Here is a 16,779-nt window from a genome sequence, read left to right on the forward strand (position 1 = left end):
TCCCGTCATGAGCGATCTTTTCGAGAACACGGCCCCCAAGGCCGACAGCTATTCCGCCCAGGACATCGAGGTTCTGGAGGGGCTGGAGCCTGTCCGGCGCCGGCCGGGCATGTATATCGGCGGCACCGACGACCGCGCGCTGCACCATCTGGTGGCCGAGGTCCTGGACAACGCCATGGACGAGGCGGTGGCCGGACATGCCAGCCGAATCGACCTGGAGCTGACCGCCGACTATACGGTGATGGTGCGCGACAACGGGCGCGGCATCCCCATCGACGACCACCCGAAATATCCGGGCAAGTCGGCGCTGGAGGTCATCATGACCACGCTGCACTCCGGCGGCAAATTCTCCAACAAGGTCTACCAGACCTCGGGCGGCCTGCACGGCGTCGGCCTGTCGGTGGTCAACGCTCTGTCGGACCGGCTGACCGTCGAGATCGCCCGCGAAAAGCAGCTCTACGTGCAGGAATACAGCCGCGGCCTGCCGCAGGGGCCGCTGGCCCATCGCGGCAACGTCAACCGGCGCGGCACCACCATCCGCTTCCACGCCGACCCGGAAATCTTCGGCGAGACCGCTCATTTCGAACCGCACCGGCTGTACCGGCTGGCGCGCTCCAAGGCCTATCTCTACCGCGGCGTGGAGATCCGGTGGAGCTGCGATCCGGCCCTGCTGTCGGTCGACGCCACCACCCCGGCCTCGGAAACGCTGCATTTCCCCGGCGGCCTTCAGGATTACCTGACCGCCGCGCTGAAGGACCGCAAGACGCTGACGCGCTTGCCCTTCTCCGGAGCGCTCGACTTCCCCAACGGCCAGGGCCGGGTGGAATGGGCGGTGGCGTGGCCCGACGATGACGAAGGCTTCTCGCACACCTACTGCAACACCGTGCCGACCCCGCAGGGCGGCACGCACGAGGCCGGCCTGCGCACCGCGCTGACCCGCGGCCTGAAGGCCTATGGCGAGCTGACCAATAACAAGCGGGCCGGACAGGTCACCGCCGACGACGTGATGGGCGACGCCTGCGTCCTGCTGTCCGTCTTCATCCGTGAACCGCATTTCCAGGGCCAAACCAAGGAAAAGCTGGTGACGGCGGAGGCGCAGCGCCTCGTCGAGACCGCGGTGAAGGACCATTTCGACCATTGGCTGTCCGGCGATCCCCAGAGCGCCAACGGCCTGCTGGAACGGCTGATCGAAAAGGCCGAGGAGCGGGCGCGGCGCAAGCAGTCCAAGGAGATGACGCGCAAGTCGGCGACCCGCCGCCTGCGCCTGCCCGGCAAGCTGGCCGACTGCTCGCGCAACTCGCCCGAGGGCACCGAGCTGTTCCTGGTGGAGGGCGATTCGGCCGGCGGTTCCGCCAAGCAGGCCCGCCAGCGCGAGACCCAGGCGATCCTGCCGCTCCGCGGCAAGATCCTGAACGTCGCCAGCGCGTCGGTCGACAAGATGAAGGCCAACCAGGAGCTGAACGACCTGACCCAGGCGCTCGGCTGCGGCATCGGCAAGGATTTTTCGACCGACAAGCTGCGCTACGAGCGGGTCATCATCATGACCGACGCCGACGTCGACGGCGCCCACATCGCCTCGCTGCTGATGACCTTCTTCTACCGCGAGATGCCGGGGCTGATCCAGGAGGGCCACCTCTACCTTGCCCTGCCGCCGCTCTACCGTCTCAGCCACGGCAACAAGCAGGTCTATGCCCGCGACGACGCCCACAAGGACGAGCTGCTGTCGAAGATGTTCAAGGGCAAGAAGCCCGACATCAGCCGATTCAAGGGCCTGGGCGAGATGATGCCGGCCCAGCTGCGCGACACGACGATGGACCCGTCCAAGCGTTCGCTGCTGCGCGTGGTCGTGCCCAACGCCGCCGACCCGGAGGAAAAGCCGGAATGCGAGCGCACGCGGTCGCTGGTCGAGGATCTGATGGGCAAGCGTCCGGAGCTGCGCTTCAAGTTCATCCAGGATAACGCCAAGTTCGTGAAGGCTGACGACATCGACGTGTGACGGGGGGAGGGTTAACTCCCTCCGCCCAAAAGCCGTCTTTCAAGCGTTCCAACCCGTATCGCGGCACGGGTTTCCGGTGGTAAATTCGGTGAAAAGTTCCCGGTTGAAGCGAGGTGCCACCGATATATCCTTCTGGAAATGGCTATTCCCGAGACTTTCTCTCGTCACTTAGCCAATTCCTCCAGGAGGCGCATGTATCCCTCGGAAACTGACGGAACACATATCCCGGTTGACGCCATCCCTCCCGAAATTCTGGCGGATGCGCTGGCTCCGCTGACTCCCTTCGTCACCGACTTGTTCATACCGCATTACCAATCCTGCGAGGTTGGACGCTGGCGGCTTCAGGTGGTTCCTCTCCTGCTGAGTCCCGGCTACTGGAATCCGGCCCGGCTGACCAGGAATACCGCGATTCTCAGCCGGCGCGAGGTCGGTCAGGACTATCGAACCTGGATGTCGATGACGCCGATGGAAATCGAAAGCCAGGAGATCGGTGTGCGCGCCGCCACCGGCCACACGGTGGTGATGGGGATGGGCATGGGCTGGGCGGCGGTGAACGCGGCGCTGAAGCCGGAGGTGACGAGGGTCACCGTTGTCGAACTGGACCCCGACGTCATCGAGATGAACCGGCTCATCGGTCTGTTCGACCAGCTTTCGGCCGACATCGTGGCGAAGATCGACGTGGTCAATGCCGACGCGATGGAATATCGCTCCGGCACCCCGGCCGACATGCTGATGACCGACATCTGGCTGCCAATCAACGGCGACGAGCGGATGGAGCAATCCCGGGTGATGGCGCGCAACACCGACGCGCGCCAGGTCTATGTTTGGGGGCAGGAACTCGCCATCGCCCGCCGCGCCCGCGTGCTGGGGCTGGAATTGACGGACGTGACGGTGGCGCGCATCGTTGCGGAGTTCGATCTTTCCCTTGTAGGTCCGGAACGTCCCGACTATCCGGGCCTGATCGCCCGCGCCGCCGAAAAGTGGTTGAGAGACGTGTGACGGCGCCTGTCGGCGGAGCAGGGGAGCACTCGCCCTTGTGGCAACTGCACCCCATATCCGGCCAAACGATACCGATGCCAGCCACATCAACGGACACCCCGATCATGCGCACGCTCCCGCCGCTCGCCGCCCTTCTGCTGGGCGTCTCCGCCCTCGCCGCCTGTACCAACGAGCGGGTGGTGGCGAGCGAGCCGACGCCGGCCTATACGCGCAGCGAGGTGGCTTATGCGGCGAGCGACCGCGATCTTCGGGTGGTCCTGCACGGCAACCCCTTCGGCCTGACGCCCGACCGCTTTGCCGAGAAGGTTCTGCCCCACATGCAGGACCGGGTGTTCGGCGTGAGGACCAACCTCACCACCACGCCCAACGACACGGCGCGGCGCGAGTACAAGGTGGTGCTGGCCTTCAACGTATCGGAAAACATGCTGAACTCGGCCCTCTGCACCGAAGGGCCGATCCCGACCGCACCGCCGGGCGGACCGATTATCGTCCAGGGGGCGTTCTGCCGGTCGGGTGGCGCGCTGACCTCCGCCACCGGCTGGCTCGACCGGCCGCAGGGCCCGGACGATCCGGATTTCCGCAGCCTGATCAGCGACATGACCTTCTCTCTGTTCCCGAGCCAGCGCTCGGATCTGCTCTGCGGCAGGCCGGACTGCTGAAAAAGTTCAGTCCCGCAGCAGCCAGTCGCGCATCAGGGCGGTGACCGCTTGCGGCTGCTCCATCGCCGACAGGTGGCCGCAGTCTTCGATCACCACCAGCCGCGCGCCGGGAATGGCCGCCGCCATCTCCTCGTGCAGGGCCGGCGGCGTCAGGATGTCCTGGCGGCCGCAGACGACCAGCGTCGGGCAGCGGATGGCGGCCAAGCCCGGCCGGCTGTCCGCCCGGTTGATGATCGCCTCCTGTTCCCGCGCATAGCCGTCGACGCCCACCCGTTCCATCTGCGCCAGGACGGAGCGGACGAAGCCCTCGTCGGCAAGCCGTTCGGGATGGATCAGGCGGGGCAGGGCGGCGCGGATGACCTGCCCGTAGCGGCCCTGGCGGGCGAGCGCCACCGCCTCCCGCCGCGTGGCCGTCGCCTCCGCCGTGTCGGGGCGGGCGTTGGTGTCGAGCAGGGCGAGCCGCTCCACCCGCTCCGGCGCCCGGCGCAGGATCTCCAGCGCCACATAGCCGCCCATCGACAGGCCGGCGACGGCGAAGCGGTCCGGCGCCTGGGCCAGCACCTTGCCGGCCATCGCCGCGATGCCGTCGCAGTCGGCCAGCTCGACCACCTGCGGATCCGCCAGCTCGCCGAGATGCCGGACTTGATGCTCCCACAATGCGGCGTCCAGCGGCATGCCGGGCAACAGCATCAGCGCGGGGCGACGGCCGGAGTTCGCAGAAGTGGAGGTCGGGGACATGGGATTTCTCCTGCGCTCACTTCACCAGCGCGCTGACGAGCTTGAAGACGGGGGTGCCGGCGCGCTCCATCCACTCGAACAGCACCATTTCGGTGGTGACGATGGTCACGCCGGCGGTGCGCATCCGTTCCAGCGCCATGGCGCGGTTGTCGGGCGTGCGCGACGATACGGCGTCGGCCACCAGATAGACCGCATGGCCCTGCTGGCGCAGTCCGAGCGCCGTCTGCATCACGCACACATGGGCTTCCGTCCCGCACAGCACGATCTGCGGGCGCTTCAATTCCGCCAGCGCGGCGTTGAAGGCCGGCTCGCCGGTGGAGCCGAAGGTGATCTTCTCGATCACCGGGGTTCCGGGCGGCAGGTCGGCGCGCACCGCTTCCACCGTCGGCCCCAGGCCGCGGGAATATTGCTCGGTCACCAGCACCGGCACCGACAGGGCGGCAGCGCCCTTCAGCAGCATTCCGGTATTGCGGACGACGCGGACGGCGTCGTGGATGGCCGGCAACAGCCGTTCCTGCACATCCACCACCACCAGCACCGAGTCCTGGGCACGAAGAATCATCAAATGCTCTCGACCGTTCCATTTGAAGCGGGCCACCCCGGTTCAGGGTGCCGGCAAGCGCCGCAACTCGCGGCATTGCCGGACGACAACCTAGCGCAGGGGAGCGATTTCGCCAACGCGGCGTATTTTCGCGTCAATTTTCGGCCTCCGAACATCGGATCTATTGACATGTAGCTTTGACTTCCTATTCTTCGGCCTCATCCAGGCATCGGGCGTCGAACGCTCGATTTGCGCACTCCAGAACAGAAACAGGTTGGATGCTTTTTTCGGAACTTGGGCTTGGCCCTGACGTCCTGCGCGCCATCGAGGACAAGGGTTACACCCAACCGACGCCCATTCAGGAACAGGCAATTCCCTGTGTCCTGCAACGCCGCGACGTGCTGGGCTGCGCGCAGACGGGCACTGGCAAGACGGCGAGCTTCACCTTGCCCATGATCGACATCTTGGCGTCGGGCCGTGCCCGCGCGCGGATGCCGCGGTCGCTGATCCTGGAGCCGACGCGCGAGTTGGCCGCCCAGGTGTCGGAAAGCTTCGAGACCTACGGCAAGTACCACAAGCTCAGCATGGCGCTGCTGATCGGCGGCGAGACCTTCACCGAACAGGTGAAGAAGCTCGACCGCGGCGTGGATGTTCTGATCGCGACTCCGGGTCGTCTCATCGACCTGTTCGAGCGCGGCAACATCATGCTGAACGACATCAAGGTCTTCGTCATCGACGAGGCCGACCGCATGCTCGACATGGGGTTCATCCCGGACATCGAGCGCATCGTCAGCAAGCTGCCGAAGAACCGCCAGACCCTGTTCTTCTCGGCGACCATGCCGCCGGAAATCCGCCGTCTGGCCGATGCCTTCCTGACCCAGCCGCTTGAGATCTCCGTTGCTCCGCCCGCTTCTCCGGCGGAAACGGTGACCCAGGCACTGACCCTCGTGCATGAGATGGACAAGCGCAAGGCGCTGCGCCATCTGCTGCAGACCGAGGACGTCAAGAACGCCTTCATCTTCTGCAACCGCAAGCGCGACATCGCCGTGCTGCAGAAGTCGCTGGAGCGCCACGGCTTCAATGTCGGCGCGCTGCATGGCGACATGGTGCAGTCCAAGCGGACCGAGACGCTGGAACGCTTCAAGCAGGGCGAGATCACGCTGCTGGTCTGTTCCGACGTCGCCGCCCGCGGCATCGACGTCCAGGGTCTGAGCCATGTCTTCAATTTCGACGTGCCGCTGACCCCCGACGACTATGTCCACCGGATCGGCCGCACCGGCCGCGCCGGCAAGCAGGGCCGCGCCTTCATGCTGGCGACGCCCGACGACACGAAACTGGTCGGCGCGATCACGCGCCTCATCAAGCGGGAGATCCCCATGATCGCCATCGACGGCCTGGAAACGGCCGAGTTCGGCGAGGAAGACAGCAGCTCCCGTGGCCGTGGCCGTGGCCGTGGCGGTCGTGGAGCCAAGACCGACTCCCGTTCGGAAGCCCGTCCGCCCCGTGGTGGCCGTGAAGAGCGCGCCCCGCGCGAGGAAGCTGCGCCCCGCGAAGAGCGCGCCGCCCGCGAGGAGCGTCCCGTCCGTGAGGAGCGCCCGATGCGTGAAGAGCGTCCGGTCCGTGAGGAGCGTCAGCCCCGCGAATCGCTGGCTGCCGCCGAATCCCGCCGCAGCAACGACCCGCGCCGGGATCGCGACCGTGACCGTGATCGCCGCCGTCGCCGTGACGACGACGAAGACGACGTGCCGGTGATCGGTTTCGGCGACCATATGCCGGCCTTCATGTTGCGTTCGGCCCGTCCGCGTCCGTCCAGCGAGACCTCGACCGATCCGTCGCAGGAGGGCTGAGCCCGTGCAGACCATCTTCGTCATGGTCAAATGCGATCTCGGACGCGCCTATGAGGTCGCCGATCAGGCTGTGCAGCTGATCGAACAGGTGTCGGAGGTGCATTCCATCTCCGGCCAGTACGATCTGCTGATGAAATGCTACCTGAAGCAGGACGACGATATCGGCCGCTTCGTGACAGAGCATGTGCAGACACTGCCCGGCGTGCGGGACACCTTCACGCTGATTGCGTACAAGGCGTTCGCATAGACGCTTTCGCACAGCCTGTTCCTGTGTGCGGATATGACAAGGCCGGGCAGTTGCCCGGCCTTTTTCGTTGTCGTGAAGCCCGGTCATTTGTCCGGACCACATCCAGGCCCGACGGCGGGATCGTTCGCGAAGCTGCCGTCAACGACCCGGCTGTCCGTCCCATAATCGGGATTGGTCCCTGCCGCCAGCGCCGCCAGCCGGTGGGCGGTCGCCACATGCGCTTCGCGTTCGACCGCACGGTAATGGTCGATCACCTGTTCGCCGAAGGCGGTCAGCACCGTGCCGCCGCCATGCTTGCCGCCGACCGCGGCGCTCACCACCGGTTCGCTGAAGATGCGGTTCAGGTCGTCCACCAGCAGCCACGCCCGCCGGTAGGACATGCCCAGCGCCCGTCCGGCGGCGGAGATGGAGCCGGTGTCGCGAATCTGCTCCAGCAGCGCGATCTTGCCCGGCCCGATCGAGCCGCCGCTCTCGAAATCGATGCGGATTCTCATGCGGGTCATGGCTGTCGGCTTCCCCCTCAACGCTCGGCCGAGTCCAGACCGTCGCCGCTCCAGGCGCCGGTGCGGAAGAAGGCGTCGATCCGCTCGCACCAGGGATCGATGTCCAGCCCGGCGGCCTCCAGCCAGTCGCGGTTGAAGTAGGTCCCCATATAGCGGTCGCCCGGGTCGCAGATCAGCGTGGCGACGCTGCCCTGCCGGCCCTCGCGCATCATTCCGGCGATCAGCTCGATGGCGCCCACCAGATTGGTGCCGGTGGAACCGCCGCAGGCGCGGCCCAGCCGGTCGCGCAGCACCCAGACGGCGGCGATGCTGGCGGCGTCGGGCACGCGGATCATCCGGTCGATCACCGTCGGCTGGAAGGACGGCTCCACCGTCGGGCGCCCGATGCCCTCGATGCCGGAGCCACGGCCGACGCCGGCCTTCGGATCGTTGTCGCGGAAGCCGGCGAAGAAGGCGGAATGCTCGGGATCGGCGACGCAAACCCGCGTCGGCAGCCGGCGATAGCGCACATAGCGCCCGAAGGTGGCCGAGGTGCCGCCGGTGCCGGCGCCGCAGACGATCCAGTCCGGCACCGGATGCGGCTCCTGTGCCAGCTGTTCGAAGATCGACTGGGCGATGTTGTTGTTGCCGCGCCAGTCGGTGGCGCGCTCTGCATAGGTGAACTGGTCCATGAAGTGGCCGTCGCAGTCGCGGGCCAGCCGCTGCGCCTCGGCGCAGACCTCCGACGCGCGCTCCACCATATGGCAGCGGCCGCCATAGAACTCGATCTGCGCGATCTTGGCCGGCGAGGTGTTGCGCGGCACCACGGCGACGAAAGGCAACTCCAGCAGCTGGGCGAAGTAGGCTTCCGACACCGCGGTGGAGCCGGACGAGGCCTCGATCACCGTCGTGCCGGCGCGCACCCAGCCATTGCAGATCGCGTAGAGGAACAGCGACCGCGCCAGCCGGTGCTTCAGGCTGCCAGTGGGATGGGTCGACTCGTCCTTCAGATACAGCGTGATCCCCTGCGCCGCCGGGATCGGCATCCGGAGCAGGTGGGTGTCGGCGGAGCGGTTCACGTCCGCCTCGATCCGGCGCAGAGCCTCGTCGAGCCAGCCCCGGCGGGCGACGGTGGGAGCGGCTGCGGCGGGGGAGGGGATGGTCATGGCGTCATATCCGGCGATTGGCTGCCCCATCCATAGCGCGGAATTTTACCGAATGCATCCGGTAGAATAACCCTCCCCGCCAGGGTGGAAAGTCAGCCCTGCCGGATGCGGGCAACGAAGGCCGACACCTCGCCCAGCATGCGGTCGGCACGCTCGCCCACCGCGCGGGCCGCGGCGGCCACTTCGGCGGAGGCCTGGCCGGTGGCGGTCGCGTGGCTGCACACCAGGTTCAGGCTGTCGGACACCGAGCTGACGCCCTGCGCCGCCTCGTTGACGTTCTGGCTGATGTCGCGGGTCGCCGCTCCCTGCTCCTCGATGGCGGCGGAGATGCTGGAGGCGACGTTGTTCACCGTCTCGATGGCGCCGCCGACGCCGCGCATCGCCTCGACAACGGACGACGTGGCGTCGGTCATCGCGGCGATCTGCGCCTGCACGTCGTCGGTCGCCTTGGCGGTCTGGTTGGCGAGATTCTTCACCTCGCTGGCAACCACCGCGAAGCCCTTGCCGGCCTCTCCGGCGCGGGCCGCCTCGATGGTCGCATTCAGCGCCAGCAGGTTGGTCTGCTCGGCGATGGAGCGGATCAGGTCCACCACCTCCACCGTGCGGCGGGCGACACCGTCCAGCTGTTCGATCAGGGCATAGGTGCGGCGTACGTCCTCGACGGCGCGGGCGGAGCCGGTCGTCGACTCGGCGATCTGCTGCGCGATCTCGCGGATGGAGGCGGCCAGCTCCTCGGTGGCGCCCGCCACCGCCTGGACGTTGCCGGAGGTGGTCCCGGCGGCGCGGGCGGCGCCGTCCATCAGCCGGGTGGTCTGCTCCGCCCCGCTGCTCATCGCGCCCGAGGTGTGGGTCAGCTGCCCGGCCAACTCGGCGACGGAATGGACCAGCGCACCGACCGTGCTCTCGAACTCGTCGGCCAGCCGCCGCATGGTGGCGCGGCGGCCTTCCTCGGCTTCCCGTTCCAGCGCGGCATGGCGGCGGCGCAAATCCTCGGCTTCGATGGCGCTGAGCCGCAGGGTCTCGACCGAGCGGGCCAGGGCCCCAACCTCGTCGGCCCGGTCGGCGCCGGCAACCTCGGCGGCCAGATCGCCCTTAGCGATGCGGTCGGTGGCGTGGGCGATGCCGTCCAGCCCCTTGCCGATGCGCGACACCAGACGGAAACCGAACAGCCCGAGCAGCAGGGCCGCCGCCAGCGTCACCAGCAGCGTCTTGATCAGCGTGGCACGGAAGGCGGCGTCGACATCGTCGATGTAGACGCCGGTGCCGATCATCCAGCCCCACGGCTCGTAGATCGCGGCGTAGGCCAGCTTCGGCATCGGCTCGGTCCCGCCGGCCTTGGGGAAATTGTAGATCAGGGTGCCGTCGCCGCTGCGGGCCGCATCGATCAGGCCGCGGATCACCAGCACGCCGTTGCTGTCCTTGAAGTCGGCGAGCTTGCGGGTGCCTTCCAGGTCGGCGCGGACGCCGTGGAACACGTTGGTGCCGTCGAATTCGTACCCGAACATGTATTCGTTGCCGAAGAAGCGCAGGGCCCGCAGCGCACCCTTGGCAAGGGTCTGTGCCTCCTCCCGGCTGAACTCGCCCTTGGCGGCACGGGCGTCATAGGACTTCATGATCGACAGCGAGGTCTGAACCACCGCCTGGATGGAGTTGCGGTAGCCCTCCACCATGGTTTCGCGCTTCGAGGTCGCCGACCAGATGCCGCCCACCAGAATGGCGACGAGGAACAGCCCCTGGAGGATCAGGAGCTTTGCCTTGATGCTGTGAAGTTTGCCGATCATCGCCCTGTTCCACCCCATGAGCGCGATGCCGCATCCGCCGCCCGATGGCGCGTGACGGTGCGGTCCGCTAATCAAAAGAACTCTAATACAACGGGTCGGTCATACTGGAGTACTGTCCGTCGACGCAATGCCCGACGTCGAGCCAGGGGTAGTCCGGATGGTCGCGAAACGGGTTGTGATCATTGGAGCATCAGGGTTACACCGGATAAAGAAGTCTGTCAGGATGCGACGCCATGACGCTGATCGCTTATCCCCTCTCGGGCGCGATGCCCGACATCCGCCCGGCCCGCCCGACCCGCGACTGGATCGACGCCCTGCCGGAACAGTATGGCTACCGCTGCCTGCCGCTGAACATCGCCAGCATGCATGGATGGGAGGTTTGCTGCCCTGTGCGGGCCACCGCCGTGTGGAACGGCGGAACGGGGCTGGATGCCATCACCGTCACGGCCGACGAGCAGCATCCCCTGCTGCCGGCCAGCCATTTCGGCAGCGGCGTCCTGACCTTCCATGTCGCGGCGCTGTTCCGCACGCCGCCGGGCATCAACCTGATGGTCACCGGCCCGCTGAACCATCCGAAACACGGGATCCTGGGTCTGTCGGGAATCATCGAGACCGACTGGTCGCCCTATCCCTTCACCATGAACTGGAAGTTCACCGCTGCCGGCGTTCCGGTGACCTGGGAAAAGGGCGAGCCCTTCGCCCATCTCATGCCGATCCAGCGCGGTCTGGTGGAAAGCCTGACGCCGGAGGTTCGCGACCTGGACAGCGATCCGGAGACCGCGGCTCAGTACCGTGCCTGGGCGACCTCGCGCAGCCAGTTCAACAGCGACCTGCAGACGCCGGGCAGCACCGCCGCGCAGGAACGCTGGCAGAAGGGCTATTACCGCGGCAGGAAGCCGGACGGAAGCGACGGCCCGCCCGACCATGAAATCAAGGTGCGGGCGAAGCCGTTTCCAAACAAATAGATATCAAACAAACAGTTACAGCGTGTCCTGAATGCTGCGCACGAACTCCGGCAGGCCGACCTGACGGCGGCGGCGCAGCCGTTCGGCATGCAGGATGGACTCAACCGCGGCGATGCTCTCGGTCACGTCGCTGTTGACGATGACATAGTCGTATTCCGGCCAGTGGCTGATCTCGTTGGACGCCTTCGCCATCCGGTTGGCGATGACCTCCTCGGAATCCTGGCCGCGGCCGCGCAGGCGGCGTTCCAGTTCGCTGACCGACGGCGGCAGGACGAAGACGCTGACCAGATCGTCGCGGGCGTTCTGCGCCAGCTGCTGCGCGCCCTGCCAGTCGATGGCGAACAGCACGTCGCGGCCGGCGCCCAGCGCGTCCTCCACTGCCACGCGGGGCGTGCCATAGCAGTTGCCGAAGACGCGGGCATGTTCCAGCAGGTCGCCGGTCTCCGCCATGCGGTCGAAGCGCGGCTGATCGATGAAGTAGTAATCCAGCCCTTCGACCTCGCCCGGACGCATCGCGCGGGTGGTCACCGACACCGACATGGTGATGCCGGCATCGCGGTCCAGCAGCCCGCGGGCGATGGTGGTCTTGCCGGCCCCCGACGGTGAGGACAGCACCAGCATCAGGCCGCGGCGGTGGATCGGGGATGTGTTGGACGCAGCCATGGCGGTCACTCGCAGTTGCCAGTCATTCGGGAACGATGGTCATTCGATGTTCTGCACCTGCTCGCGAAGCTGCTCGATGGAGGCTTTCAGCGACAGGCCGATGCGGGTCAGTTCGACGTCCGCCGATTTGGAGCAGAGCGTGTTGGCCTCGCGGTTGAACTCCTGGCACAGGAAGTCGAACCGGCGGCCGATGGCGCCGCCTTCCGCCATCATGTCGCGCGCGGCCTGGATATGGGCGCGCAGGCGGTCCAGCTCCTCGCGCACGTCGGCCTTGCCGATCAGGATCGCCGCCTCCTGGGCCAGCCGCTCCTCTGACAGGGCGGGGAAGGAGCCGAGGATCGCCGCGACCTGGGTGCGCAGCTTCTCGCGCAGCGCGTCCGGCTGGGTCGAGGCGCAGGCCGACGCCGCGTCGACCAGCCGGGCGATCTCGTCGAGATGGCCCTTCAGCACATCGGCGATGCGGGCACCCTCGGCGAGGCGGTTGACCGACAACTGGTCGATCAGCCTGGACAGGTCGCCCTTCAACGCCGACTCGACGCGCTCGCGCGCCTCGGTTTCATCCTCTTCGACCGGCTCGATGATGCCGCGGACAGCCAGCAGCGAATCCAGCCGCGGCGCGGCGGCCCCGGCCCCCTCGATCTCCCGCGCGATCTCCAGAACCTGGGCCAGAAGCTCGCGGTTGATGCGCAGCTGCGACACCGCCTGGGCGCGGTTGACGGTCAGCGTCAGGTTGACGTTGCCGCGGGCCAGCCGCTTCGGCACATCGGCCCGGGCCGCCGCCTCGACGCTGTCGAAGCCGGACGGCAGGCGGCACCGCAGATCCAGGCTGCGGCCATTGACGCTCTTGGCCTCGAAGGTCCAGGAATAGCCGTCGCCGTGCCCGTCGACGCGTGCGAAACCGGTCATGCTGGCAATGACGGGGCGATGGGCTGGCAACGGCGGCCTCACTTGAAAAGCGGTGTCGAATGATGTCGTGCTTATAAACGCGACATCACCCCACAACAAGCGTCGGCGCCATAGGGCAGCCGACGGTCAGGGCGGAAATCCCATGAAGCAGCCGCGGTCCATCGTCATCACCGGAGCCTCCAGTGGCATCGGCGAAGCCCTGGCTGTCCTCTACGCCGCCCCCGGAGTTCGACTTGCCCTGAGCGGCCGCGACTCCGCAAGGCTGGAGGGCGTGGCGCAACGCTGCCGCGCCGCCGGTGCCCTGGTCGAGACGACGGTGATCGATGTGTCCGACCGCAAGGCGATGGCGGACTGGTTGGCTCGGGTCGATGCGACCTCGCCGGTCGACCTGCTGATCGCCAATGCCGGCATGTCGGCTGGCACCGGCGATGGCGGGGAGACGGAGGAGCAGGCGCGGCGCATCCTGGCGGTGAACATCGACGGCGTTCTGAACAGCATCCACCCGCTGCTTCCGGCGATGCGGGAGCGGCGGAGCGGACAGATCGCCATCATGGCCTCGCTGGCCGGCTTCCGCGGCCTTCCCGGCGCGCCCGCCTATTGCGCCAGCAAGGCGATGGTCCGGGTCTATGGCGAGGCGCTGCGCGGTGATCTGGCCGGGGAGGGGATCGGTGTCTCGGTCATCTGTCCGGGCTTCGTCAAAAGCCGGATGACGGCGGTGAACCGCTTCCCGATGCCGTTTCTGATGGAGACCGATGCCGCGGCCAGGGTCATCCGCCGCGGGCTGGAGCGCAACCGGGCGCGAATCGCCTTCCCCTGGCCGATGATGGCCGCGGTCTGGCTGCTTGCCCTTCTTCCCCCAGCCTGGACCGATGGTCCGCTGCGGCAGGCTCCGCGCAAGACCTGAACGCGCGCTCAGTCCACCTTGGCGTGGGCGATGGCTTCGCGGACGCTGACGCCCTTGCGCATGATGTTGTCGACCGCACGGCCCTGGACCAGGTTGATCCCCATCTTGTGGGCATAGACCAGGCTGGTGACGCTGTCGCAGCGGGCCAGGATGAATTTGCAGCGGTCCTGTTCGGCGATGCGGTCGCGGAAATACTTCTCGAACGACGGGTCCATCTCCAGCATGTCGTTCGACCAGAAGATCTTGGCGTAGTCGGCGTTCAGATATTCCAGGTCGAAATTCGTCACCCAGAACGGGTTTAGCCCGTCGACCGCGATCTGGTAGCGGCGGTCCTGGGCGAACTCCACCACCTCGTTGAACAGCGACAGGTTTTCGATCAGGTCGCCCTTCGACACCTCAAGCACCACCTGCCCGCGGAAGTCGATCGGCAGCCGCTCGTCGAACTTCACGAATCCGGTCGAAATGACGGTGGACAGGTTGATGTTGATGCCGATCCGCCGCCCCCGCATGAAGCTGAGCCCATGGTTCAGGGCCCGCAGCACTGACTGGTCGAGATTGGCGGTGAAGTAGTTGAACAGCCACTTGTTGGCGGTGATGTCGTAATCCGGGCAGAGCCGTTCCTGAAGAAGCTTGATCGAGATGTAGAGCTCAAAATACTCCATCTCGGCTTCGCCGCTGCCGATGTTGGCAATGCCCTGGTTGAACAGGAAGGGCGACAGGTCGAACATCTGCATCGAGCGTTCGAGCTTGCCGAGTTCTTCCAGCGTGATCGGCGGCTTGGTCTCGGTGACGTGGCTGCCGGTTTCGTTCGCCTGCAATTCTTCGATGAAACGGATGACGTTGATGAAATTCAACGCCAGTTCCATGATCGAATAGAGCGAATATTCCTTGTAGGGGTTGGGGCCGGTCAGCGTCGTCTTCGACAGGAAGACCTGTTCGACCGTCTGGCAGACGTCGGTCACGCCGGTGAGCTTCAGCCCCTTGTAGAGGATGATGACGTCGCCGTTGGAAATGTTGAAGGACTGCAGATAGGACGCCTTGCTCGCCAGCTCCTGGATGATGGAGCGCACCATCATCTGGCTGCTGGGGTCGCGGTCCTTCAAAAGCGACAGGTGCATGTGGATCAGACGCATGCCCTGCAGCTCGTTCTTCGCCGACCGCAGCAGATTCAGCAGTTTGTCGTTGTCGAAGTCCGGCTTCTGATCCTTGGCGGCTGCGACGGCGGCCTGCTTCTCCGTGGTGGAAAGCCGGACACGGTCCCGTCCAATGGGTGGTCTGCCGCCAAACTTGCTCATACCTTGCTCACTCCCACAACAAGCGTCACGCCTGCCAACCACCCGTATCTACGGCCGCTCGTTGTTCGGCGGCCTTTTGCTTTCCATCCGGGCCTGTCTGCCCGGGTGGCGTTGTCGGCAGGCCGCCAGGCCGGGCATGCCCCGGTCGGCATACCCCGGTCCGCTCGATGCTGCGAAGCCGAACCGATCTTAACGGTAACTTTCTTTAAAAAGCCCTTAAGGCTGAAGTCCGGGCGCAGGAGGTACCCGGACCGCAGCAAAAGGCGTCACAGTCATCGAAGCGACGCCATCCGAAAAGGTCAAGTTTCCGGTTCCGGCGGAACCGCCGACGGGCGTGGTTCGCCAGCAGGAACGATGCGGACGCGACGATCTATGACCGCAAGTCCGATCTTTCCATGCTTCAAGGCAAGTGCATCATTGCCGAAGAGTTCGCGCCGCCATCCCTGCATCGCCGCAATGTCTGCGCCATCGTCGGCCGCCAGGGCCTCCAGATCGGCGGACGACGCCACCAGCTTCGCCGCGACATTGTTCTCGTCGCACTTCATCTTCAGCAGGACGCGCAGAAGCTCGACGATCGGTTGCAGGCCGGGCGGCGGCTCCTCGCGCGGTTCGACGCGGGGCAGGGCGCTGTCCGGCAGATCCAGCCCGCCCTTGACCGCGGCCAGCACGTCGGCGCCCTGCCGCCCCTCGGCGAAGCCCCGTCCCAGCCCGCGCGTGCGGGCGAGGTCATCGACGGTGGTCGGCGCATGGGCGGCGATTTCCAGCAGGGCCTCGTCGCGCAGGATGCGGGACCGCGGCTGGTCGCGGCGCTGGGCCTCGCGTTCGCGCCAGGCCGCCAGCTCCTTCAGGATCGCCATGAAGCGCGGCTTGTTGGTGCGCACCTTCAGCCGCAGGTAGGAGCTCTCCGGATCGACTTGGTAGGTGGCCGGATCGGTGAGGATCGCCATCTCCTCCTCCAGCCAGTGCGACCGGCCGGAGCGGGCGAGGCGGCGCTTCAGCTTCTCGTAGGCCGGGCGCAGATGGATGACGTCGGACAGGGCGTAGGTCAGCTGCCGCTCGGTCAGCGGGCGGTGCGACCAGTCGGTGAAGCGGCTGGACTTGTCGATGCGTGCGCCGGCCAGCTTGGTCACCAGCGTTTCGTAGCCCACGCTCTCGCCGAAGCCGCAGACCATCGCCGCGACCTGGGTATCGAACAGCGGATGCGGGATCTGGCCGGACAGATGCCAGAAGATCTCCACATCCTGCCGGGCGGCGTGGAACACCTTCAGGACCGTCGGGTCGCTCATCAGCGCGAACAGCGGCGCCAGGTCGATGCCCTCGGCCAGCGGGTCGATGGCGACCGCGCCGTCGGGCCCGCCGACCTGGACGAGACACAGTTGCGGCCAATAGGTCTTTTCCCGCAGGAACTCGGTATCGACCGTGATGTATTCGGTCCCTGCCAGCGACTGACAGAAGGCCTGGAGGGCGTCGGTTGTCGTGATGAGCGTCATGGTTGCTTCATACACGACCGAACGGGTGCTTGAAAGTCCGGCGAAGCGCGAAGGCGATGCGTTTTCCGGGACGGCCGGCCGGGCGGGCAGGGGGCGGATG

The 16,779-nt window shown here is 66.5% G+C and carries 16 protein-coding genes; 7 read left to right on the forward strand and 9 right to left on the reverse strand.

The window, feature by feature from the left end:
* Nucleotides 1-7 precede the first annotated feature (7 nt).
* The 3 genes from parE to ACWPN8_RS07935 all read left to right on the forward strand — a co-directional run bounded on the left by parE (nt 8) and on the right by ACWPN8_RS07935 (nt 3,654).
* Nucleotides 8-1,996, forward strand: a complete 1,989-nt coding sequence (gene parE, locus ACWPN8_RS07925; protein WP_109447397.1) for a DNA topoisomerase IV subunit B — start codon at nt 8-10, stop codon at nt 1,994-1,996.
* Between the two features lie 138 nt (nt 1,997-2,134).
* Nucleotides 2,135-2,995, forward strand: coding sequence for a hypothetical protein (locus ACWPN8_RS07930; RefSeq protein WP_247873037.1), 861 nt, complete (start codon nt 2,135-2,137; stop codon nt 2,993-2,995).
* A 104-nt stretch (nt 2,996-3,099) separates the two neighbouring features.
* Nucleotides 3,100-3,654, forward strand: coding sequence for a hypothetical protein (locus ACWPN8_RS07935; RefSeq protein WP_109447395.1), 555 nt, complete (start codon nt 3,100-3,102; stop codon nt 3,652-3,654).
* Between the two features lie 6 nt (nt 3,655-3,660).
* Here ACWPN8_RS07935 and ACWPN8_RS07940 read toward each other — a convergent pair whose 3' ends face one another.
* Together ACWPN8_RS07940 and ACWPN8_RS07945 are read right to left on the reverse strand one after the other, a co-directional pair.
* The gene (locus tag ACWPN8_RS07940; protein ID WP_492240440.1) at nt 3,661-4,392 is read right to left on the reverse strand and encodes an alpha/beta fold hydrolase; all 732 of its coding nucleotides are present in this window, start codon (nt 4,390-4,392) and stop codon (nt 3,661-3,663) included.
* A 16-nt stretch (nt 4,393-4,408) separates the two neighbouring features.
* Complete coding sequence (locus ACWPN8_RS07945; protein WP_109447391.1) at nt 4,409-4,954, reverse strand: hydrolase; 546 nt, start codon at nt 4,952-4,954, stop codon at nt 4,409-4,411.
* A gap of 257 nt (nt 4,955-5,211) precedes the next feature.
* Between ACWPN8_RS07945 and ACWPN8_RS07950 the strand changes: the two genes are divergently transcribed.
* Complete coding sequence (locus ACWPN8_RS07950; protein ID WP_492240441.1) at nt 5,212-6,780, forward strand: DEAD/DEAH box helicase; 1,569 nt, start codon at nt 5,212-5,214, stop codon at nt 6,778-6,780.
* A gap of 4 nt (nt 6,781-6,784) precedes the next feature.
* Nucleotides 6,785-7,027, forward strand: a complete 243-nt coding sequence (locus ACWPN8_RS07955) for an Lrp/AsnC ligand binding domain-containing protein (RefSeq protein WP_085089209.1) — start codon at nt 6,785-6,787, stop codon at nt 7,025-7,027.
* Between the two features lie 83 nt (nt 7,028-7,110).
* On the opposite strand, the gene ACWPN8_RS07960 is transcribed toward ACWPN8_RS07955, so the two are convergent.
* From ACWPN8_RS07960 to ACWPN8_RS07970, 3 genes are all read right to left on the reverse strand, one after another.
* The gene (locus ACWPN8_RS07960) at nt 7,111-7,530 is read right to left on the reverse strand and encodes a winged helix-turn-helix domain-containing protein (protein ID WP_492240442.1); all 420 of its coding nucleotides are present in this window, start codon (nt 7,528-7,530) and stop codon (nt 7,111-7,113) included.
* 17 nt (nt 7,531-7,547) lie between these two features.
* Entirely contained in the window at nt 7,548-8,675 is a 1,128-nt protein-coding gene (locus ACWPN8_RS07965; RefSeq protein ID WP_109447387.1) for a PLP-dependent cysteine synthase family protein, read from the reverse strand.
* 92 nt (nt 8,676-8,767) lie between these two features.
* A complete protein-coding gene (locus tag ACWPN8_RS07970; protein ID WP_492240443.1) occupies nt 8,768-10,456 on the reverse strand; it encodes a methyl-accepting chemotaxis protein in 1,689 nt (562 codons plus the stop codon).
* Between the two features lie 233 nt (nt 10,457-10,689).
* Here ACWPN8_RS07970 and ACWPN8_RS07975 point away from each other — a divergent pair, with 233 nt between their 5' ends.
* On the forward strand, nt 10,690-11,421 hold the full coding sequence (locus ACWPN8_RS07975) for a DUF6065 family protein (protein ID WP_109447385.1): 732 nt from the start codon (nt 10,690-10,692) through the stop codon (nt 11,419-11,421).
* Nucleotides 11,422-11,436: 15 nt separating this feature from the next.
* Here the strand turns inward: ACWPN8_RS07975 and gmk are convergent, their stop codons facing one another.
* Complete coding sequence (gene gmk / locus ACWPN8_RS07980; RefSeq protein WP_109447384.1) at nt 11,437-12,084, reverse strand: guanylate kinase; 648 nt, start codon at nt 12,082-12,084, stop codon at nt 11,437-11,439.
* A 39-nt stretch (nt 12,085-12,123) separates the two neighbouring features.
* Complete coding sequence (locus tag ACWPN8_RS07985; RefSeq protein WP_492240444.1) at nt 12,124-12,990, reverse strand: YicC/YloC family endoribonuclease; 867 nt, start codon at nt 12,988-12,990, stop codon at nt 12,124-12,126.
* A 142-nt stretch (nt 12,991-13,132) separates the two neighbouring features.
* Between ACWPN8_RS07985 and ACWPN8_RS07990 the strand changes: the two genes are divergently transcribed.
* Complete coding sequence (locus tag ACWPN8_RS07990; protein WP_492240445.1) at nt 13,133-13,894, forward strand: SDR family NAD(P)-dependent oxidoreductase; 762 nt, start codon at nt 13,133-13,135, stop codon at nt 13,892-13,894.
* Between the two features lie 8 nt (nt 13,895-13,902).
* Here the strand turns inward: ACWPN8_RS07990 and ACWPN8_RS07995 are convergent, their stop codons facing one another.
* The gene (locus ACWPN8_RS07995; RefSeq protein WP_109447378.1) at nt 13,903-15,189 is read right to left on the reverse strand and encodes an EAL domain-containing protein; all 1,287 of its coding nucleotides are present in this window, start codon (nt 15,187-15,189) and stop codon (nt 13,903-13,905) included.
* Between the two features lie 299 nt (nt 15,190-15,488).
* A complete protein-coding gene (gene rnd, locus ACWPN8_RS08000; RefSeq protein ID WP_492240446.1) occupies nt 15,489-16,679 on the reverse strand; it encodes a ribonuclease D in 1,191 nt (396 codons plus the stop codon).
* Between the last annotated feature and the right edge of the window lie 100 nt (nt 16,680-16,779).

The sequence above is a fragment of the Azospirillum sp. UENF 112521 genome (assembly GCF_058780665.1).

Excerpts from the sequence above, each read along its gene's own strand:
- parE (WP_109447397.1), top strand. The coding sequence starts at position 8 with ATGAGCGATCTTTTCGAGAACACGGCCCCCAAGGCCGACAGCTATTCC.
- ACWPN8_RS07930 (WP_247873037.1), top strand. The coding sequence starts at position 2,135 with ATGGCTATTCCCGAGACTTTCTCTCGTCACTTAGCCAATTCCTCCAGG.
- ACWPN8_RS07935 (WP_109447395.1), top strand. The coding sequence starts at position 3,100 with ATGCGCACGCTCCCGCCGCTCGCCGCCCTTCTGCTGGGCGTCTCCGCC.
- ACWPN8_RS07940 (WP_492240440.1), bottom strand. The coding sequence starts at position 4,392 with ATGTCCCCGACCTCCACTTCTGCGAACTCCGGCCGTCGCCCCGCGCTG.
- ACWPN8_RS07945 (WP_109447391.1), bottom strand. The coding sequence starts at position 4,954 with ATGATTCTTCGTGCCCAGGACTCGGTGCTGGTGGTGGTGGATGTGCAG.
- ACWPN8_RS07950 (WP_492240441.1), top strand. The coding sequence starts at position 5,212 with ATGCTTTTTTCGGAACTTGGGCTTGGCCCTGACGTCCTGCGCGCCATC.
- ACWPN8_RS07960 (WP_492240442.1), bottom strand. The coding sequence starts at position 7,530 with ATGACCCGCATGAGAATCCGCATCGATTTCGAGAGCGGCGGCTCGATC.
- ACWPN8_RS07965 (WP_109447387.1), bottom strand. The coding sequence starts at position 8,675 with ATGACCATCCCCTCCCCCGCCGCAGCCGCTCCCACCGTCGCCCGCCGG.
- ACWPN8_RS07970 (WP_492240443.1), bottom strand. The coding sequence starts at position 10,456 with ATGATCGGCAAACTTCACAGCATCAAGGCAAAGCTCCTGATCCTCCAG.
- ACWPN8_RS07975 (WP_109447385.1), top strand. The coding sequence starts at position 10,690 with ATGACGCTGATCGCTTATCCCCTCTCGGGCGCGATGCCCGACATCCGC.
- gmk (WP_109447384.1), bottom strand. The coding sequence starts at position 12,084 with ATGGCTGCGTCCAACACATCCCCGATCCACCGCCGCGGCCTGATGCTG.
- ACWPN8_RS07985 (WP_492240444.1), bottom strand. The coding sequence starts at position 12,990 with ATGACCGGTTTCGCACGCGTCGACGGGCACGGCGACGGCTATTCCTGG.
- ACWPN8_RS07990 (WP_492240445.1), top strand. The coding sequence starts at position 13,133 with ATGAAGCAGCCGCGGTCCATCGTCATCACCGGAGCCTCCAGTGGCATC.
- ACWPN8_RS07995 (WP_109447378.1), bottom strand. The coding sequence starts at position 15,189 with ATGAGCAAGTTTGGCGGCAGACCACCCATTGGACGGGACCGTGTCCGG.
- rnd (WP_492240446.1), bottom strand. The coding sequence starts at position 16,679 with ATGACGCTCATCACGACAACCGACGCCCTCCAGGCCTTCTGTCAGTCG.